This window comes from Massilibacillus massiliensis, from assembly GCF_900086705.1.
Lineage (GTDB): Bacteria > Bacillota > Negativicutes > FLKF01 > FLKF01 > Massilibacillus > Massilibacillus massiliensis.
This window is the reverse complement of sequence record NZ_LT575483.1, coordinates 2,958,586-2,975,490: the sequence shown is the minus strand read 5'-3', so window position 1 is coordinate 2,975,490 and position 16,905 is coordinate 2,958,586. Positions and strand designations below refer to the sequence as shown.

The 16,905-nt window shown below is 38.3% G+C and carries 14 protein-coding genes; 4 read left to right on the top strand and 10 right to left on the bottom strand.

The genetic code is table 11. From position 1 onward, the window contains the following. Positions 1-9 precede the first annotated feature (9 nt). From BN6559_RS14265 to BN6559_RS14255, 3 genes are all read right to left on the bottom strand, one after another. Positions 10-1,359: a PTS galactitol transporter subunit IIC gene (locus tag BN6559_RS14265; RefSeq protein ID WP_110955348.1), complete on the bottom strand. Its 1,350-nt coding sequence runs from the start codon at positions 1,357-1,359 to the stop codon at positions 10-12. 156 nt (positions 1,360-1,515) lie between these two features. After that, positions 1,516-1,800 (bottom strand): PTS sugar transporter subunit IIB, encoded by a 285-nt coding sequence (locus tag BN6559_RS14260; RefSeq protein ID WP_110955347.1) that lies wholly within the window; start codon positions 1,798-1,800, stop codon positions 1,516-1,518. Positions 1,801-1,855: 55 nt separating this feature from the next. Next, entirely contained in the window at positions 1,856-2,317 is a 462-nt protein-coding gene (locus BN6559_RS14255) for a PTS sugar transporter subunit IIA (protein ID WP_110955346.1), read from the bottom strand. Between the two features lie 348 nt (positions 2,318-2,665). Here BN6559_RS14255 and BN6559_RS14250 point away from each other — a divergent pair, with 348 nt between their 5' ends. From BN6559_RS14250 to BN6559_RS14240, 3 genes are all read left to right on the top strand, one after another. Next, a complete protein-coding gene (locus BN6559_RS14250; protein ID WP_110955345.1) occupies positions 2,666-5,461 on the top strand; it encodes a sigma 54-interacting transcriptional regulator in 2,796 nt (931 codons plus the stop codon). 316 nt (positions 5,462-5,777) lie between these two features. Further along, positions 5,778-6,566, top strand: coding sequence for an acetolactate decarboxylase (gene budA, locus BN6559_RS14245; protein ID WP_110955344.1), 789 nt, complete (start codon positions 5,778-5,780; stop codon positions 6,564-6,566). Between the two features lie 25 nt (positions 6,567-6,591). Further along, the gene (locus tag BN6559_RS14240; protein WP_110955343.1) at positions 6,592-8,592 is read left to right on the top strand and encodes a methyl-accepting chemotaxis protein; all 2,001 of its coding nucleotides are present in this window, start codon (positions 6,592-6,594) and stop codon (positions 8,590-8,592) included. 73 nt (positions 8,593-8,665) lie between these two features. On the opposite strand, the gene BN6559_RS14235 is transcribed toward BN6559_RS14240, so the two are convergent. The 3 genes from BN6559_RS14235 to uvrC all read right to left on the bottom strand — a co-directional run bounded on the left by BN6559_RS14235 (position 8,666) and on the right by uvrC (position 11,835). After that, the gene (locus BN6559_RS14235) at positions 8,666-8,941 is read right to left on the bottom strand and encodes a hypothetical protein (RefSeq protein ID WP_110955342.1); all 276 of its coding nucleotides are present in this window, start codon (positions 8,939-8,941) and stop codon (positions 8,666-8,668) included. Positions 8,942-8,958: 17 nt separating this feature from the next. Next, positions 8,959-9,822 (bottom strand): PHP domain-containing protein, encoded by an 864-nt coding sequence (locus BN6559_RS14230; RefSeq protein ID WP_199884019.1) that lies wholly within the window; start codon positions 9,820-9,822, stop codon positions 8,959-8,961. A 201-nt stretch (positions 9,823-10,023) separates the two neighbouring features. Continuing rightward, positions 10,024-11,835: an excinuclease ABC subunit UvrC gene (gene uvrC, locus BN6559_RS14225; protein WP_110955341.1), complete on the bottom strand. Its 1,812-nt coding sequence runs from the start codon at positions 11,833-11,835 to the stop codon at positions 10,024-10,026. Between the two features lie 228 nt (positions 11,836-12,063). On the opposite strand from uvrC, the gene BN6559_RS14220 reads away from it, so the two are divergent. Then, positions 12,064-13,470: an acetyl-CoA carboxylase biotin carboxylase subunit gene (locus tag BN6559_RS14220; protein ID WP_110955340.1), complete on the top strand. Its 1,407-nt coding sequence runs from the start codon at positions 12,064-12,066 to the stop codon at positions 13,468-13,470. Positions 13,471-13,805: 335 nt separating this feature from the next. Here the strand turns inward: BN6559_RS14220 and BN6559_RS14215 are convergent, their stop codons facing one another. From BN6559_RS14215 to BN6559_RS14200, 4 genes are all read right to left on the bottom strand, one after another. Next, a complete protein-coding gene (locus BN6559_RS14215; RefSeq protein WP_110955339.1) occupies positions 13,806-14,015 on the bottom strand; it encodes a TOBE domain-containing protein in 210 nt (69 codons plus the stop codon). 176 nt (positions 14,016-14,191) lie between these two features. Next, positions 14,192-14,998: a molybdate ABC transporter substrate-binding protein gene (gene modA, locus BN6559_RS14210; RefSeq protein ID WP_199884018.1), complete on the bottom strand. Its 807-nt coding sequence runs from the start codon at positions 14,996-14,998 to the stop codon at positions 14,192-14,194. Between the two features lie 123 nt (positions 14,999-15,121). Further along, on the bottom strand, positions 15,122-15,934 hold the full coding sequence (locus BN6559_RS14205; protein WP_110955338.1) for a beta/alpha barrel domain-containing protein: 813 nt from the start codon (positions 15,932-15,934) through the stop codon (positions 15,122-15,124). Continuing rightward, positions 15,931-16,890 carry a homocitrate synthase/isopropylmalate synthase family protein gene (locus tag BN6559_RS14200; RefSeq protein ID WP_110955337.1) on the bottom strand — a complete coding sequence of 320 codons (960 nt, stop codon included), beginning with the start codon at positions 16,888-16,890 and terminating at the stop codon, positions 15,931-15,933. The genes BN6559_RS14205 and BN6559_RS14200 overlap by 4 nt, the downstream gene beginning before the upstream one ends. Positions 16,891-16,905 lie beyond the last annotated feature (15 nt).

Here is a 16,905-nt window from a genome sequence, read left to right as displayed (position 1 = left end):
AATTAAATTTTATGATTTTTGTTCCAAGTTCGCATTGATTTTTTTCATATTTCGGTAGTACCAAACAAAGGCTGCTGCAAATGCGATCAATGCTAGAATCCCTGATACTTCACCATTAAATGCATGTGCAATTGCCCAACGGAATTCTGGTGTTTCCAGCTGAATCCACGTAATAAATTGTCCAGCATTCACTTGCAGAGTTCCCGTTGCAGCCGCTAAATTTGTAATCATCGGTGCAAAACTAGTTGCCACTGCCAAATAAATCGGTGTAGCAATCGTTGATATAAGAATCATACGAAATAAATTACCACCTGTTACAATCAGTGCCGGCACTGTAACAACAACGTTAATAATAGAAGCCAACGGAATTACATTATTCATGCCCATTTGGCTCATGACTAAGGCCAAAATCAATTCAATCGGTACTAAAATAATCGCAGTCACCCAAATTTCCGATTGACCGGCTAAAAACGGCCAGTCGAGTCCCACATAGAAATCTCTGCCCTTAAATTTACGCTTCATAAAAGCACTTGTTGCATCAGCGATTGGCGCAAGCGCCTGCATAAATAGTTTTGCCACCATTGGAAATAATACAAGCGCCGTAGATACCTGAATCGAAGTTGCAAGAATTTGTTTCAGACCATAGCCGCCCATAAAGGCAATGAGTCCGCCGACGATGAAGCCCATCACACTATTTTCACCAAAGATCCCCAGCTTTTCTTTTAACTGCGCTGCGTTCATATTGATTTTATTTATTCCCGGAATAAAATCTAAAATACGATTGATTAAGCCAAGCAATGCACATTGCAACATCATTGGATGGGTGCAAGTAACACCAGGGATTTTCGTGATATCTTGCAATTGCTTTTGTGTCAAATCGGCATTGATTAATTCCAATATGATCTGTACCGCGGCCGCAACAAAACCTAAGAGAAGACTTCCTGTAAGCGCATGCACCATAGAAGCTATAAAAATTTTCCCCCAGACATTCCATAAATCCACATTTAAGCAATTGGTCCACTTAAACCCGATCATAACAAGATTAATCGCAATTTGTATTGGAAATAAAACAAGTGCATATGGCCAGGCCCACGCGATTGCGGCCATAGGTGACCAGCCAACGTCAATTGCAGTTAGCTGTAGACCAGTTCTTTCTACCAAAGCAGTCGCCGCCGGACTAATGGCTTCAAACATAAAACCTAAAACAACGTTCATTCCCGTAAAAGCCACACCCAAAGTTAATCCGGCAATGATAGCTCTTTTTATCTTCATTTTCATTGCCAACCCTAAAACAATCATAATCATTGGCAAGAAGATCGCTGCGCCTAGGCCCAGGATATAATTCAATATTGATTCCACTTTCCCCATCTCCTATCTATCATGATGTATCCCAGCAAAATTTCAGAAATTTTGTCTCTATATGATATAATGAGTTTGTATGATTTATTTTTGGCTTCCTTTGCTTTAGCGAGCTTGGAAGCTCTTTTTTTATGCGAATTGCACGTATCTCATTCCTTATCCTTGATGAATAAATTCTTTTAACTTTTCAAATTCTTCCTCCATTCCAATTCCCGTTAAAAAAGGTATTCCGCTGATCGTTGGAACATTCCAATGATTTGCACCACTTGATACGATCGATACATAAATATCGCACTGATCAATAATACTTTCCAATGATTTAATGTCGACTGCTTCTACGGATACATTGAGCCCCTCGTCTTCACACATCATACTGATCTTAGAGGCTACAGTCTGCGAAGTTGCAACGCCGGAGCCACATGCCACAAAAATTTTTTTCATACTGAACACTTCCTTTTCCTTTAAATTATTATCATTTCGGTTTGATAACCAAAGATCACGCTAAAATTTCATTCAATTGGCGAACCACTTCACCGCCTGTTTTAGACTGATAGATTTCAAGTAATTTTTCTCCATTCGAGAAAATCGACATTAGTTTACTCAATGCTGCTAAATGTTCTTTAGGGTCAGAAACCGCGAGCATAAAAACCAAATTTGCTTTCACTAAATTGCCGCTGTTGCCCATTTCTTTAAAATCTACAGGTTTTTGCAGTTTTGCAAATAAAATTGCCGCTTTGTTTACATGTACTGGATCTGTATGCGGCATGACGACCTTTACCCCCGGCGTATTCAGTCCCGTCGGAAAAGCTTTCTCACGCTCAATAATTGCCTGTGGGTAACTATCTTTCACATAGCCTTTTTCTTTTAACAGCATCGCTAAGTTAAATAGCAATGCTTCACTATCTTTAGCGGCATAATCAAGCAAAACCAAATCATCCTGTAAAAGCAATTTACACATCCACATTTCCTCCTTTGTCTTTATTTCTCAGTTATTTATACTTACTAAAATGCTCTACTTTCTTCTTATGCAAAACTCGTGCCAGTATAGTGCATAAATTTAATATCGCGAATTTTCTGATAATTAAAAAGTTCATTATGCACTACCAGATAAAATTTTATCAGTGCATAGTTTACATACAATATTTCCGCTAACCAGTTTAGCCTAATCCTCGACTTGCATTGTATCGATTGCAAAGATTTTTCTTCATTGCAATTTATATCCTTTTATATTATGTTAGTATTACAAATGAATCGTGTCTAAATCTGTCATAAACGAATTACAATGCACCTTTAGGAGTGATTTGTATTGAAAAAGCCAGATCTTGTTATGCAATTTATTGAAAATACCCTTTCTAGCGAAATGATCCGTCAGTCGATTGAACAGCATGAAACTCCGGGCATCCATGCAGCACACATTCAAAAGGATTTAGGCATCGTACGAAATAACGCCAGTACAATTTTAAACCAGCTTTGGAAAGAAAAGCGTTTGATCAAGATTAACAGCCGTCCTGTTACTTTTCTTACACCGGCATGTATAAAAAAGATCATGCAACAACCTTCGTTAGATGAATTAAAATCCACGTTTACGCTTTCCGAGCTAAAAGAAATTTTAGACACTGCAAAACAAAAAGAAACTGCCCTAGATCCATTTCTACAACTATTAGGAAATCATAGCAGTTTGCTGAATCAAATTGCACAGGCAAAAGCCGCCATCGTCTATCCCCCAAAAGGATTACATACGCTGATTTTAGGTGAAAGCGGCGTTGGTAAAACAACCTTCGCGGCAGCCATGCATGCTTATGGTCTTGCAACACAGCATAAAACAGCAGCAGACTATCCTTTTGTCACTTTTAATTGTGCAGACTATTTCAACAATCCGCATCTCTTGTTGTCCCAATTATTCGGGCACATCAAACATGCTTTTACAGGTGCAGAGCAAGATAAAGTTGGTCTGGTAGAAAAGGCAAATGGCGGCATTTTATTTTTGGATGAAATCCATCGCCTGCCGCCCGATGGGCAGGAAATGTTGTTTTATCTCATGGATAAAGGTGAATACAATCGACTGGGAGAAATCGGTGCAAAACGAACCAGTCATCTGCTCATCATTGCAGCAACTACTGAAAAACCAAATGACACCTTACTGTCTACATTTATTCGCCGCATTCCTGTTACCATTACTTTGCCAACTTTTACGGAGCGGCCGATCAGTGAAAAAATTGAAATTATTGACCATTTTTTCTATTGCGAAGCAATCAATCTAAATAAGCAAATTACCCTTGCGCCGGAAGTGCTAAAAGCTTTGGCTATTTATAATTTTAAAGTAGGAAATATCGGTCAGTTGCGATCTGAGATAAAACTATTATGTGCAAAAGCTTTTTTACAGCATATCCAGAATAATCAGGCGCTCCTGATTGAATTTCCTATGCTCGCAAAAGAAATTCGTGAGGGTTTATTTGATTATGCAAAGTTAGATAATAGCATAAAAAATTATCTAACTATGTTTTCAGAGCCTGTGCTGATCTCGCCAAACAAAGAACATGCGTATTATCCATTTGAAATAAAAAATGATATTTATGAATTTATCGTCAATCAGTTGGACGTTTTAAAAACACAGGGACTTAACAGCGCAGCCATCCATGAAGCATTAAAAAATGATATTAATCATTATTTCAGCACCATCATGAAGCATTTCCATACGACCCGCGCTAATATTACGTTGCTTTACAAATTAGTACCAAAAGAAATCGTCGATCACACCACCCAACTTATCGAATTTGCACAGCATCATTTAGCAACAAAATTTCATCCTAATTTCATTTTCGGGTTATCATTTCATATCCAGGCCCTGTTGAAACGCGTTGCCGAAGAAAATTTGATACAAAATCAACATCTAGCCAAGATTAAACGCGAAAATCCTAAGGAATTTCAAGTTGCGAAAGAGCTTGTCAAAAAGATCAGCGATCATTTCAAGGTATGCATTCCAGAAGATGAAAAAGGATTCCTTGCCCTTCTACTGGCACATAACAAACTCGAATCTCCCAGTGACGTTAAAATTGGAATACTCGTCATTTGTCATGGCGATACAACTGCATCTAGTATTGCAAATGTTGCCAACGAACTCTTGAATACAAACTGGGTGAAAGCAATTGATATGCCGCTTACAGCAACCATCAATGAAACTTATCTCAAAGTGCGCAGTGCAGCTCTTGCAATTCATCGTGGCAATGGCATTCTTCTGCTCGCAGACATGGGCTCACTGCTAACCTTCGGCGAAAAGCTTATGGAAGATACAGGCATAAAAACAAAGACGCTGGAAGCAGTCTCCACACCACTTGTTCTTGAAGTGCTTCGCAATGTCTTATATAAAGCAGATGATCTGGACACGCTGTATCAAACATTAACCGTTCAAACTATCATCAGCCCACCGCCTGTAAAAAATAAGACCAGTGCTATTTTATCCGTTTGCGTCACCGGTCAGGGTTCTAGCTTGATGGCGAAAAATATTCTCGAAAATGTTTTAAAAGCCAATCAACGAGACCTCGTAGAAATTGTCACCGTAAATTATCTCGAAGCAAAGAAAAAGCTGCAGCAAATCAATCAGCAATATCATGTCATCGCTGTGGTCGGCAATATCAATCCCGATCTCGGTTTGCCTTATTTCCCAATTAGCCAATTACTTGATAAAACACTGCAAAAAAAGTTCTTACACCTAATTGATAGTAATCAAAGCTCTGTCGATTCGACTTTTCAACCAGCAAAAGACATCTATGAAACAGCTAAAACTATGCTTGAGCAATATGTAAAATATATCAACCCTAAATTTGCAGTTATGCATATAAAAAAATTTATTACGCAGATTGATTATACCCCCGCCAATGAAGATTTAGTTCTTGATCTAATCGTTCATATGGGTTGTATGCTGGATCGCTGCATTCATAAAGATGCCATTGTATTTGAAAATATGCATGCATTTAAAAAAGATCACCGGCAGGATTTCGATTGCATCCGCAGAGCAATTGATGTAATGGCACAAGAATACGATATTCATATCAATGATGATGAAGTATGCTATATCATCAAAAGTATACAACGCAAAGTCTAAAGATAATAAAAATGGGAATTAAATATCACAAATCGTCAAATATTTAATTTTTCATGTAACATCTCAATATAAATTTGCTATATTTTTAAATATATTTTCATTTTATGTAAAATAATTAGTAATTTTGTCCTTTTTTCTGTAATAAGAAGGAAAAAGAGGGAGGATTCTATCATAGAATGCAGAACTATGAAAAAATGGGCAGAATTTAAACAAAAGTCGTACTTTGCTTTTTGTGTCTTTTTCTAACAAACAGAGGGAGTTTATGAAGAGACATAGAAAGTAAATGCACAAAAATTATTTGTCAGGAGATGTTATTATGAATCAAGTAAAATCAGTTTGTCGAGTATCTATTTTAGTTGTTTGTTTATTATTTTCTACGCTTATTGTAAATGCCCAGCCTCAGAATTCTTTATACCAAGTATCCACAATAAATGCTTTACTGCAAGGTGTTTATGACGGAGAAGCTACCGTCAAAGATGTCAAAAAACATGGTGGATTTGGAATTGGTACCTTTGAAAGACTAGATGGTGAAATGGTCGCTTTAGATGGTAAATACTATCAGGTAAAATCAACAGGTGAAGTCATTGAGGTAGCAGATCAAGTAAAAATACCTTTTGCAACCGTTATGGACTTTCAACCTGAACAATTTGGTGAAATCAGTAATGTAAAAACGTTTGCTGAATTGGAACAGGCTTTAGATTCCATTATTAAAGATAAAAACTATATTTATGCAATTCGTATTGACGGAACTTTTACTGGTAAAACACGCAGTATTCCGGGAAAAACAAAACCATATCCTACATTAACGGATGCAGCAAAAACACAATCCGTTTTTGATATTCAAAATACACAAGGGACAATCGTTGGTTTCTTGTGTCCTCAGTATGTAAATGGTATTAACGTACCAGGATATCATTTACACTTTTTAGCTGCTGATCATAAATCAGGTGGTCACATTTTAAATGGCGGTGTAATCAATGGTAAAGTGCAAATTGCCCGTATTACCGACTTTAGAATGGTATTGCCTAGCAGCGATGCATTCCAGCAAGCTTCTCTAAACAATGATTATAGCGAAGAACTAGCAAAAGTAGAACAATCTAAATAATCGTAACGATCCAGGAGGTTTCGGGATGAAAAGTTTGCGCATGCAACTATTGGTACCAATCATCAGCACTATTGCAGTGATATTGCTTTGTATTATGGCAATATCATACTGGAATACATCGAAAATACTCAAAACAAATTTAGAAGAACGTTTTCAAATCCAAGCGCAAGAATTAGCAAATGCTTTCGATATTAGAATGCAGCGCGAAAAAACGATTATGGATTCTTTAGGTAAGCAAGGCACTGCACAATTTGCTAACTTATTAGCGGATCAGCAGCAACAATTCGCTTTTACCAAGCATCAGCATGATAATTATACCCAATGGAATCCGGTAAGCTTTTTGCCTGATTTAACCGGCAAGAACGTTGCTACCAATGCCGGAAAATTGGTAGATGCTTCTTCTTTAAGTTATGTAAAGCGCATACCTGAAGGAAAGACATTTTTAGACAATCCAATTACCTCCGTAACAACAGGAAAAACAATTGTAGTGGGTGCTGCGCCAATCTCCATAGATAATCGCGTAGTCGGTGCAGTTGTTGGCGGTATTCCACTAGAAAAATTCACCGAAGGTTTTAGTGATACAAAAATCGGTGAAGCTGGCTATTGCATGTTAATTGCACCTGATGGAATGATCGTAAGTCATCCTAAAGCAGATCTCATTATGAAAAGTAGTATTAAAGATTTGGGAAATCAGGAGTTATTACAGGCTTTAGAAAGCATCAAACAAGGAAATAAAGGTTATACGATTACTACAATCGATGGTGTCGAATCAATTGTAGCTTTTGTTCCGACACATGATAAATGGGGCGTTTTCACGATCGCACCAACTTCTCAAGAATTCGCACCTGTGACACAGCTTACTTGGATGTTTGTCGTCTTATTTTTGATTGGTTTAGGCATTGCGGCCTTTGTCGTCAATTTGATTTCTAAACGTATTGTACAGCCAATCAAAGAAATGTCACAATATGCCAGTGCAATTGCCGACGGCGATTTGACCAAGGCAACCTTAGAAAGAATTGACAGCTCTCGCTATCAATCGAAGGATGAAGTCGGTATTTTACGGCTGGCAATGATTCAAATGCGAGAAAAGCTTTGGTCTCTTATTGGACAAGTCAGCGAATCTGCTGATCATACGGCAACATCTTCATTACAGTTAAAAGAAAGTGCTAACCAATCCGCCCAGACAGCAACACAAGTTGCCGAAGCAGTTACCAAAGTTGCTGATGAAACGATGCGCGGACAAACAACGATTCGCAATGTCAACTCTGCAGTAAATGTTTTCATGCAGGAAATCGGCGCAATGAAGAACAATACAGAAGAAGCCAGCGAATCAGCCAATCTTGCGGTAGAAAGTACGACAAAAGGTACAGAAAAAGCGCAAGCAGCTAGAATTCAGATGGAAAATATCACAAGCAGTGCAAAAAATGTAAGTGATACTGTTACAAAGTTATCTGAACAAACAACTAAAATTAGTGAAATTGTGAATATGATAGCTGGAATTGCCGCACAAACCAATCTTTTAGCATTGAATGCTGCAATTGAAGCAGCGCGTGCGGGTGAACAAGGAAAAGGCTTTGCGGTTGTTGCCGAAGAAGTACGTAAATTGGCAGAGCAATCTCAAAATTCAACAAGTCAGATCACTACGCTAATTGAGGAAATAAACCAATCCGTATCAGGTGCTGTTTCCGCAGTTGATCAGGCTTCCAGCGAAGTCACGTTTGGGATGCAGCATGTAAATGAAGCTGAAGACCAATTCTTGAACATCGCACAGTTAATTCAAAAAGTACAACAAAAAACTGCACAAGTATTAGCAAACGTTGATACACTCTTTGCAAATGGCCATACGATAGAATCTTCCTCAAGCGAAATTCATCATGTTATGGATGAGACTGTCGCCCATACGCAAACCGTGTCTGCTGCAACAGAAGAACAATCCGCAGCGATGCAACAAATCGCCGCATCAAGTGATGATTTGGCACGTTTGGCAAATGAATTACAATCAAGCCTAGGTAAATTTCGTATTTAAAGAATCGTATCATAGTCAGACATAAAAAAAGCGCGATAGGGGAAATTCCCCTATCGCGCTTTTTAATTCATTTTTAATCCAAATGTTCTCTTTCAATTTCGTAGTATTCAATATGTTGGCACATCACGGCCTCTACCTTGCCAATGGTTCTGTCATCTTTCATAATATGTACTTCAAAATATTCATCACTGGATGCAAAAATTTCATCTTGTCCATTTTTATTACGCATCTCATTTTTGATGCTAACATGGGGCTTATGAACAAATTTCCATGTAATATGATCTTTGACTCTATCATCCGAAATAGAAAAAACCGCTTTATATTGCGTAATTAATTTTCCTTGTTTCATTCCTTTTCTCCTCAAGTTCATTTTCTTTTTTCACAGTGTTTTATAATATTTTCATACCACGCATAGGGTGCAGAGATATTGTTGTTTATTCCAGTACCAAGGGCTACATCTGAGCGGTTTTTTCCGTGAAAATCAGTTCCTCCCGTTGGCAGCATAGTATATTTACGAATTAAATATGCTGCAAACTCCTGATCTTCCAGACTGTAGTTCGGGTAACAGCCTTCCATTCCATCTAAACCGAGAGCAAGCAGCTCCTGCATCGCTGTTTCCTGTTCGTCTCTCGTCAGTCCGCTTAATCCAATTCTTTTGTGATAATGTGCAAGGGAAGTCACACCACCGGCAACTTTAATCGCGGCAATGCCTTCCTCAGCAGTGATATTTAAATCCAAGCCTGAAAAAGCTTGATTGATATAATTATCCCAAATTTTTTGTACATCTTCAAATAGATTGAGCGAAACAAAATAACGCATAATCGCATACCGATCCAGTTGATCACTGGTTGTAAAATTCTTTTTGAGCATTTCCATGTCGATATCAATGCCCTCTTTACGAATTCTTTCTACCGCTTCAGCAATGCCCGTCTCCTTCAGCATACGAATCTTCTTATAAATTCTTTGAAATTCCCAATGTGTGCAATCAAATCCCAATGCGACAATATGCAGCTTGCGTCCTTTATATTGAACGCTCATTTCCATCCCCGGCAAAAAATCAATTTCGACTTCTTTCGCTGCTTCTTCCGCCGCTTGAATACCTGCAATTGTATCATGATCCGTCAATGCGATTGCAGCAATCCCAGTCTCATGTGCCAATTGAATCAATTCTCGTGGCGTACAGCTGCCATCGGATATATTAGAATGTGTATGCAAATCAATTATTTTCATCAAACATCCACCTTGCTAAATAAATATAAACTTCATTCGTCCAGAGTTATTGCTCTCTAAATCTTTGTTCAAGATTTGCAAAAATCAAGTACGCTCGTTTTTATAAACTACACAGTTTTTCTACAGAAAATCATGGATAAAAAATTCTAATTAATTCTTATTATAAATTCTTTATAAATAAATTACAAATTTATCGGAAAATTAATTCAACTTAACTTTTGTTTGAAAGAAATTATAAACAGCTTGTGCGGATGGTACATTCATGCCTGCTATAGCGGCCAGCTCTTCGACACTGGCTGTTTTTATTTTATCTAATGTACCGAAATGATCCCAAAGTGCTTTACGGCGTTTTGGCCCAATTCCTACAACATGATCAAGTACAGAGACCATATTTCTTTTACTCCGTAGTTTGCGATGATATGTAATTGCAAAACGATGCGCCTCATCACGGATGCGTTGAATCAAATATAAGGCTTGACTATGCCGTGGTAAAATCACTGGCTCACTTTCACCTTCTGTAAAAATATACTCAAACTGTTTTGCCAGTCCGACAACTGGCACCTTGCTGTGCCCCACACCGCGAATAATTTCCAGCGCCGAGCTTAGCTGCCCCTTACCACCGTCGATAATAATCAAATCCGGTAAATCATCTGCTGTTATATCACCATAACGACGTCCAACCACTTCACGCATAGATTTAAAATCATCGGGTTTTCCTTCCGCAGATTGAATTTTATAGCGTCGATAGTCTTCTTTTTTTGGAATACCGCCCTCAAAGACAACCATAGAGGCGACGGTTTCTGATCCCTGCGTATGCGAAATATCAAAGCACTCCATCCGCGTTGGCGGTTTACCTAACTGCAGATATTTGCCTAATTCTATAACTGCGCCTTCGGTTTGTGCATTTGCAGCTTTTAACTTGGCGGCTTGTTCTTCTAAAACAATCGCAGCATTCCCAACTGCCATCTGCACGATATCGTGTTTTGTTCCGCGTTTCGGTGTTTCCACCGCAACTTTTGCGGTCTTAATTTCACTCAACCATGCACTAAGAAGGTCTTGTTCCCCCAACTCCATTGGTAATAAGATTTCTCTAGGTATGAAAGTCGTTTGGTTATAGTATTGCTTTAAAAATGCCGTTAATACAGCTTCATCACTTTCTCCCTCACTACCGGTAAGTAAGAAATGATCTCTGCCTACCATTTTCCCACTGCGAATAAAGAATACCTGCATGCATACACCAAGCCCTGAGCGCGCCATACCGATTGCATCTTGATCTCCTGAACCTGTTACGATATTTTGTTTTTCCGTAATTTTTTTTACTGCTAACAATTGATCGCGCAATTTTGCTGCACGTTCAAATTCAAAATTTTCAGCAGCAATTTCCATCCGTTTTGTTAAATCCTTTTCCACAGCTTCACTGCGTCCTTCTAAAAATAAACAAACACTTTGAATCATTGCATCATATTCTTTTTCATCGACTTTACCAGCACAGGGTGCCAAACAGCGTTTAATATGATATTCAAGGCAAGGACGTTTTGCATCTAAATGCCTGCAGCTGCGGAGCGGAAACAATTTTCTTAATAGCTTTATACTTTCATGCACCGCACTCACATTGGTATACGGACCGAAATATTTTGCACCATCTTTTTGCACACGCCGCGTTACAAATACACGCGGAAACTTTTCGTTGGTTGTAACTTTTACATAAGGATATGTTTTGTCATCGCGCAAACTGATATTATATTTCGGACGATATTTTTTTATCAAATTACATTCTAAAATAAGCGCTTCAATTTCAGACCCCGTAATAATATATTCAAAATCTTCAATTCTAGCGACCATTGCTTGTACTTTTGCTGAATGGTTGCGACTACTTTGAAAATAGGAACGTACCCGATTTTTTAAAATAATTGCTTTACCGACGTAAATTATTTTTCCCTGTGCATTTTTCATCAAATACACACCGGGCTTGTCTGGCAAAAGTTGTAATTTTTCTGTTGTTTTTTCTGTCAACTTTTTCACCTACAATAAATATTTAATATAACTAACTATTATACCTAAATTTAACCCAATAAATTTCAGAATTATTTTATATATTTAAGATTGTGTATACATTCACAAATTATATTGTTTTCTATAATATAATCTACTATAATAATCTCATAATATATTATAATGTAACATAAAATAATATATTACAAAAGGATTAAAAATCTTTCATACATTTGGGGGTAATTTACGATGTTCAAACGCCTTCTTATCGCAAACCGTGGCGAAATTGCAGTGCGTATTATCCGCGCTTGTCAAGAATTGGGGATTGAAACAGTTGCCGTTTATTCCGATGTTGACGCACATGCAATTCATGTACAACTAGCAGATCTATCTTATAACATCGGTCCTGCGGATGCAATGCAAAGTTATCTAAATATGGATGCTATCATTGAAGCAGCAAGAGCCACAAAAGCAGAGGCAATCCATCCAGGTTATGGATTTTTGTCAGAAAATGCAGACTTTGCTGCAAAAGTAACGAACGCTGGTTTAGTCTGGGTTGGTCCGCTTGCCGAGACAATCCGCCAAGTAGGTGATAAAGATGCGGCACGTGAAGCTATGCTCGCAGCTGGCATCCCCATGACGAAAGGCAGTAAACCTTTAAAAACAAATGAAGAAGCTGCAGGAATTGCAAAAGAAATCGGTTATCCGGTCATTATAAAACCCGTATCCGGCGGCGGCGGAAAATCCATGTTTGTCATTTGTAATGAAGAAGAGTTAAATAACGTTTTACAAATTGTCGATGTGACGAAAACATCTTTTTACTTTGAGCATTATGTTGAAAGCGCTCGTCATATTGAAGTGCAAATCATGGCCGACAACTACGGTACAATCATCCATCTGGGCGAACGCGAATGTTCGCTGCAACGTCGCAATCAAAAAATCTTAGAAGAAGCGCCATCTACAGCTTTAACCACCGACATGCGCAACAAAGTTGGCGCCCTTGCAATTAAAGCTGCGAAAAGTATCCACTATACCAATATTGGTACAGTAGAATTTTTGATGGATGTAAAAACTGGTCGCTTTTTCTTTATGGAAATCAATCCGCGCATTCAGGTTGAACACGGAATTACCGAAGCAATCACTGGAATTGACTTAGTACGCCGTCAAATTCGAATTGCTGCTGGTGAACCCTTAAATAAAAGCCAAGAAGACATTCAATTTATTGGTCATGCCATTGAGTGCCGCATTAACGCGGAAGATCCTGAAAATAATTTTCTGCCTTCCCCTGGATTAATTGAGTTTTATCATGAACCAGGTGGTCCAAGAATCCGCGTTGACAGTGGTGCTTCTGCTGGTCTTGCAATCGAGCCATATTACGATTCGCTTATGGCGAAAGTAATTGCGCATGGTCGTACACGCGGCGACGCCATTAAAATCATGCAAAGAGCGCTAAATGAATTCAAAGTGGAAGGCGTAAAAACGACGATCGCACTTCATCAGAGAATTTTAGAAGACCCTTGTTTCCGCACCGGTAACATTGATACGCAGTTTATCAAAAAACGCTTACCGGCGTATGAACAAACACCATTGAAACCAAAACTTAAAAATCAAAAAGCGCTCGCTGATTATATTAATAATTGTCTCTATTACGCTTGAGTCATTTACAGAATGCATAAAATCGAATATAATGGACATATACTAAATAAACCAAAAACGATCTGCGCAAACAGATCGTTCCGGTCGAGTAGGTGTTGATTACCTGCAAAGTTCAATTAGCGCGGCAATCGCTAACATGAATTTAGCAGAAACTATGAGTCTAAACCATTTAGTTTCCATCTGCATGGTATCACCTCCTATTCTGTTTTAAGGACGCAGTCAACGCTGCGTCCTTAATTATTATAGCTTAAATAATAGCCAAGAACAACGACGCAATAAATTAGGGGTAAGCAAAATCAATGCTTACCCCTATATTTATTGCGTCTCTTTATATTTTATTCTATACCAATCATAACAGAAGTCGCCTTAATAATTGCATAGGCTTCTTTACCAACTTTTAAATCCAAATCTTTTACCGCATTCATAGATACAGTTGCCGTGACTACATCGCCACTGGCAATTTTAATCCCAACAATTGCATTGACTGCACCTTCTTGAATGGAGACCACGGTGCCTTTCAACTGATTTCTTGCACTGATTTTCATTTTTTTGCCTCATTTCTTTATAAATTTTTACTTCGTATCATTCCATCATAAATTTAGCGAAGTAATGAAATCGCGTAAATCATAGTATTGTAATTTATCTTTATAACTATTCTTCACAACTGCAGCACCAAAATAAAAATATGTATGCGTAATCAAATGCTTCGGTTAAAAAGTGATTATTGCAATTTGAAACCATATTTTTCGAAAACCTTACCAACTTCAGGTTTTGACAAATATGCTAAAAACGCCTTTGCTTGTTCGATATTCTTGCTGGATTTTATTGCAGCAGCCGGATAAATTACCGGTTTGTGACTTCCTTCCGGTGCTTCAGCTACAACTGTGACGTTTTGCGAAGTAGCAGCATCTGTTGCATAAACAATCCCACAATCCACTTCTCCTGATTCTACCCAAGTCAAAACCTGACGTACATCAGAACCGTATGCCGCCTTCGCCTTTACTTGATCTAAGGTCTTTAGAGAAGTAAATACTTCTTCAGAATATTGTCCAACGGGTACACCTTTTGGCTCACCAAGCGCAATACGTTTTACCTTATCCGTAGCAACATCGTCAAAATTCGCTACGCCAGCTTTATTATCTTTCGGTGTAATTAAAACAACTTTGTTAATCAATAAATCTTTTTTCGTACCATCTGCTAGCAATCCGCCTTTTTCTAAAGCATTCATCTGCTTTTGCGCTGCTGAGAGAAATATATCGGATGGCGCGCCTTGTTCAATTGCAGTCTGCAATGCGCCACTCGCACCAAAACTAAACGTTAATTTGACATTAGGATTTTCTTTTTCATACATTTGTGCGATTTCTTTCATTACATCAGTCAAGCTAGCCGCTGCCGAAACAAAAATCTCCACCTGTTCAGGTGCTTGTGCTGTTTCTTTCTTTTCTGGCGTGTTGCCGCATCCAGCCACGAATACTGTAAACATCAACACGAGTGAACATAACCCCATCATTAATTTTTGTTTGCTCATCAAACCACTCCTTATAATGTACAATAATACATACAATGTAGAATAATACATATTTTGTATTGTTACGTATCATTCTACATTATAATATATTTTTTTGCAATTATTATATCTTTGTTCATATTATTACATATCATTCTGCACTTTCAGTTTATTTGTTACTGATTCAGCGGCGACACTCGCACTTGCTAAATCCATGGAAAGATCATACAGTTGTTGTGCCGTATAGATAAACTTTACGAAATCACAATTACCGGTTCGTTCACCAATCCCGCCAAGTGTAGTATCAATAAATTTTGCACCGGCTTTGGCCGCTGCAATTGAATTTGCAACCGCCATTCCCAAATCATTATGCGCATGAAATTCGATATTTATCCCCGTAGTTTCAATGATTGCTTTTACTTTTTCTGCAGTGCGAAACGGCGTCAATATCCCAACGGTATCCGCAAAACGAAGATAAAGAACTTCGTAGCTTTTTAAGCAGCCTGCAAGCTCTAACAAAAAATTCAGATCAGCTCTCGAAGCATCTTCAAAGCCAACTGTTACCTGATAACCATGCGCCCTGGCGAAATCAACGCATGCACGCATATTTTCTTTCAACCAAATTTTATCTTTTTGAAGTTTTTCATAAATTTGTGCATCTGATACCGGAACACTAATATGAATGATGTCAGGCTGACAATCAAAGGAATGTCTTATATCCTGCTTATTGATTCGATTCCAAGTGGAAATCAATGAATTTTTACAAAGTGCTTTTATTTCTATAATCGTTTCTTTCTCTATACCGCCCATTGCTGGAATTCCCGCTTCAATCTGATAAACCTGTGCTGCATCTAAAAGCTTTGCAATTTCTATTTTATCCTGTTTCGAAAACGCTACGCCGGGGCTTTGTTCACCATCTCGCAAGGTGGTATCCACGATATAACGAGACTCTTTCACAATTGCACCGCCTTCACCAATTCAACAAATTCTTCGTCTGTTAAACTGTTTTGCTTTTCAATACTCTTTTGTTTGATCGCCAGCAGTAACATCTCCGGGTCCATCGTTCGTTCATTCATCTGCAATTCTTTCAGTTTTGCTAAAACAGCTTTTTTCCCCGAATGTTTTCCCATGATAACTTTCCGGCGATTACCGACAAGTTCCGGCGGATAAGGTTCATAAATCTCAGGATTTTTCACAATGCCGTCAACATGAATACCGGCTTCTACGTAAAAAATTTCTTCACCAATAATCGCTTTGTTTTTCGCGACCTTTTCTCCCGTAATCCGTTCAAATAAATTTCTCAATCGTTTAAAGCAGTCAATATTGCTTTTAAGTTCTTTCTGTTGCTCCAGATGCAAGGCAATGAGAACTTCCTCCAAACTTGCTTGATTGCCAATCCCAGTAAAGCTCGCAACGAGGTGTTTACCGCCTAGCCGGCACCATTCTACCGCCAAAGCCGTTGCGCAGAAGAAATCATTTTGCGGGCAGACTTCAAAATTCGCCTTTGTTTCCAAAATCCCCTTAAACTCAGTGGCAACATCTTTCCAGAGTCGATCTGCAAAACCGATCATGCGCATGCTTCGAATACAGTCGTCATTATATCCAATCTCCTGATCATGTTTAAAATGAATTGCATAGGAGACATTTCCAATCTTCCCAAAGCAAGGTGCTGGAAAAATATACCCGGCAAACCCTTGATATTTTTTTAAGTCACATAGATGATCTACCTTTAATAAATAATTTTCAAAGTGCGGCAGTGGTGACAATGCAACAAGTTTTTCATAGACCTGTATAGACATTTCAATATAAGTTGTCGGTAAAATTAATAACAGCTCTAACAATTCGTGTAAATCCTCTGACGTTGCCTCGTATGCATCAAGACAAGCCAATGTATTATCTGTAATACAGATCATTTCCCCCACCTCGCT

Excerpts from the sequence above, each read along its gene's own strand:
- BN6559_RS14260 (WP_110955347.1), bottom strand. The coding sequence starts at position 1,800 with ATGAAAAAAATTTTTGTGGCATGTGGCTCCGGCGTTGCAACTTCGCAG.
- BN6559_RS14220 (WP_110955340.1), top strand. The coding sequence starts at position 12,064 with ATGTTCAAACGCCTTCTTATCGCAAACCGTGGCGAAATTGCAGTGCGT.
- modA (WP_199884018.1), bottom strand. The coding sequence starts at position 14,998 with ATGAGCAAACAAAAATTAATGATGGGGTTATGTTCACTCGTGTTGATG.
- budA (WP_110955344.1), top strand. The coding sequence starts at position 5,778 with ATGAATCAAGTAAAATCAGTTTGTCGAGTATCTATTTTAGTTGTTTGT.
- BN6559_RS14255 (WP_110955346.1), bottom strand. The coding sequence starts at position 2,317 with ATGTGTAAATTGCTTTTACAGGATGATTTGGTTTTGCTTGATTATGCC.
- BN6559_RS14215 (WP_110955339.1), bottom strand. The coding sequence starts at position 14,015 with ATGAAAATCAGTGCAAGAAATCAGTTGAAAGGCACCGTGGTCTCCATT.
- BN6559_RS14235 (WP_110955342.1), bottom strand. The coding sequence starts at position 8,941 with ATGAAACAAGGAAAATTAATTACGCAATATAAAGCGGTTTTTTCTATT.
- BN6559_RS14200 (WP_110955337.1), bottom strand. The coding sequence starts at position 16,890 with ATGATCTGTATTACAGATAATACATTGGCTTGTCTTGATGCATACGAG.
- BN6559_RS14230 (WP_199884019.1), bottom strand. The coding sequence starts at position 9,822 with ATGAAAATAATTGATTTGCATACACATTCTAATATATCCGATGGCAGC.
- BN6559_RS14240 (WP_110955343.1), top strand. The coding sequence starts at position 6,592 with ATGAAAAGTTTGCGCATGCAACTATTGGTACCAATCATCAGCACTATT.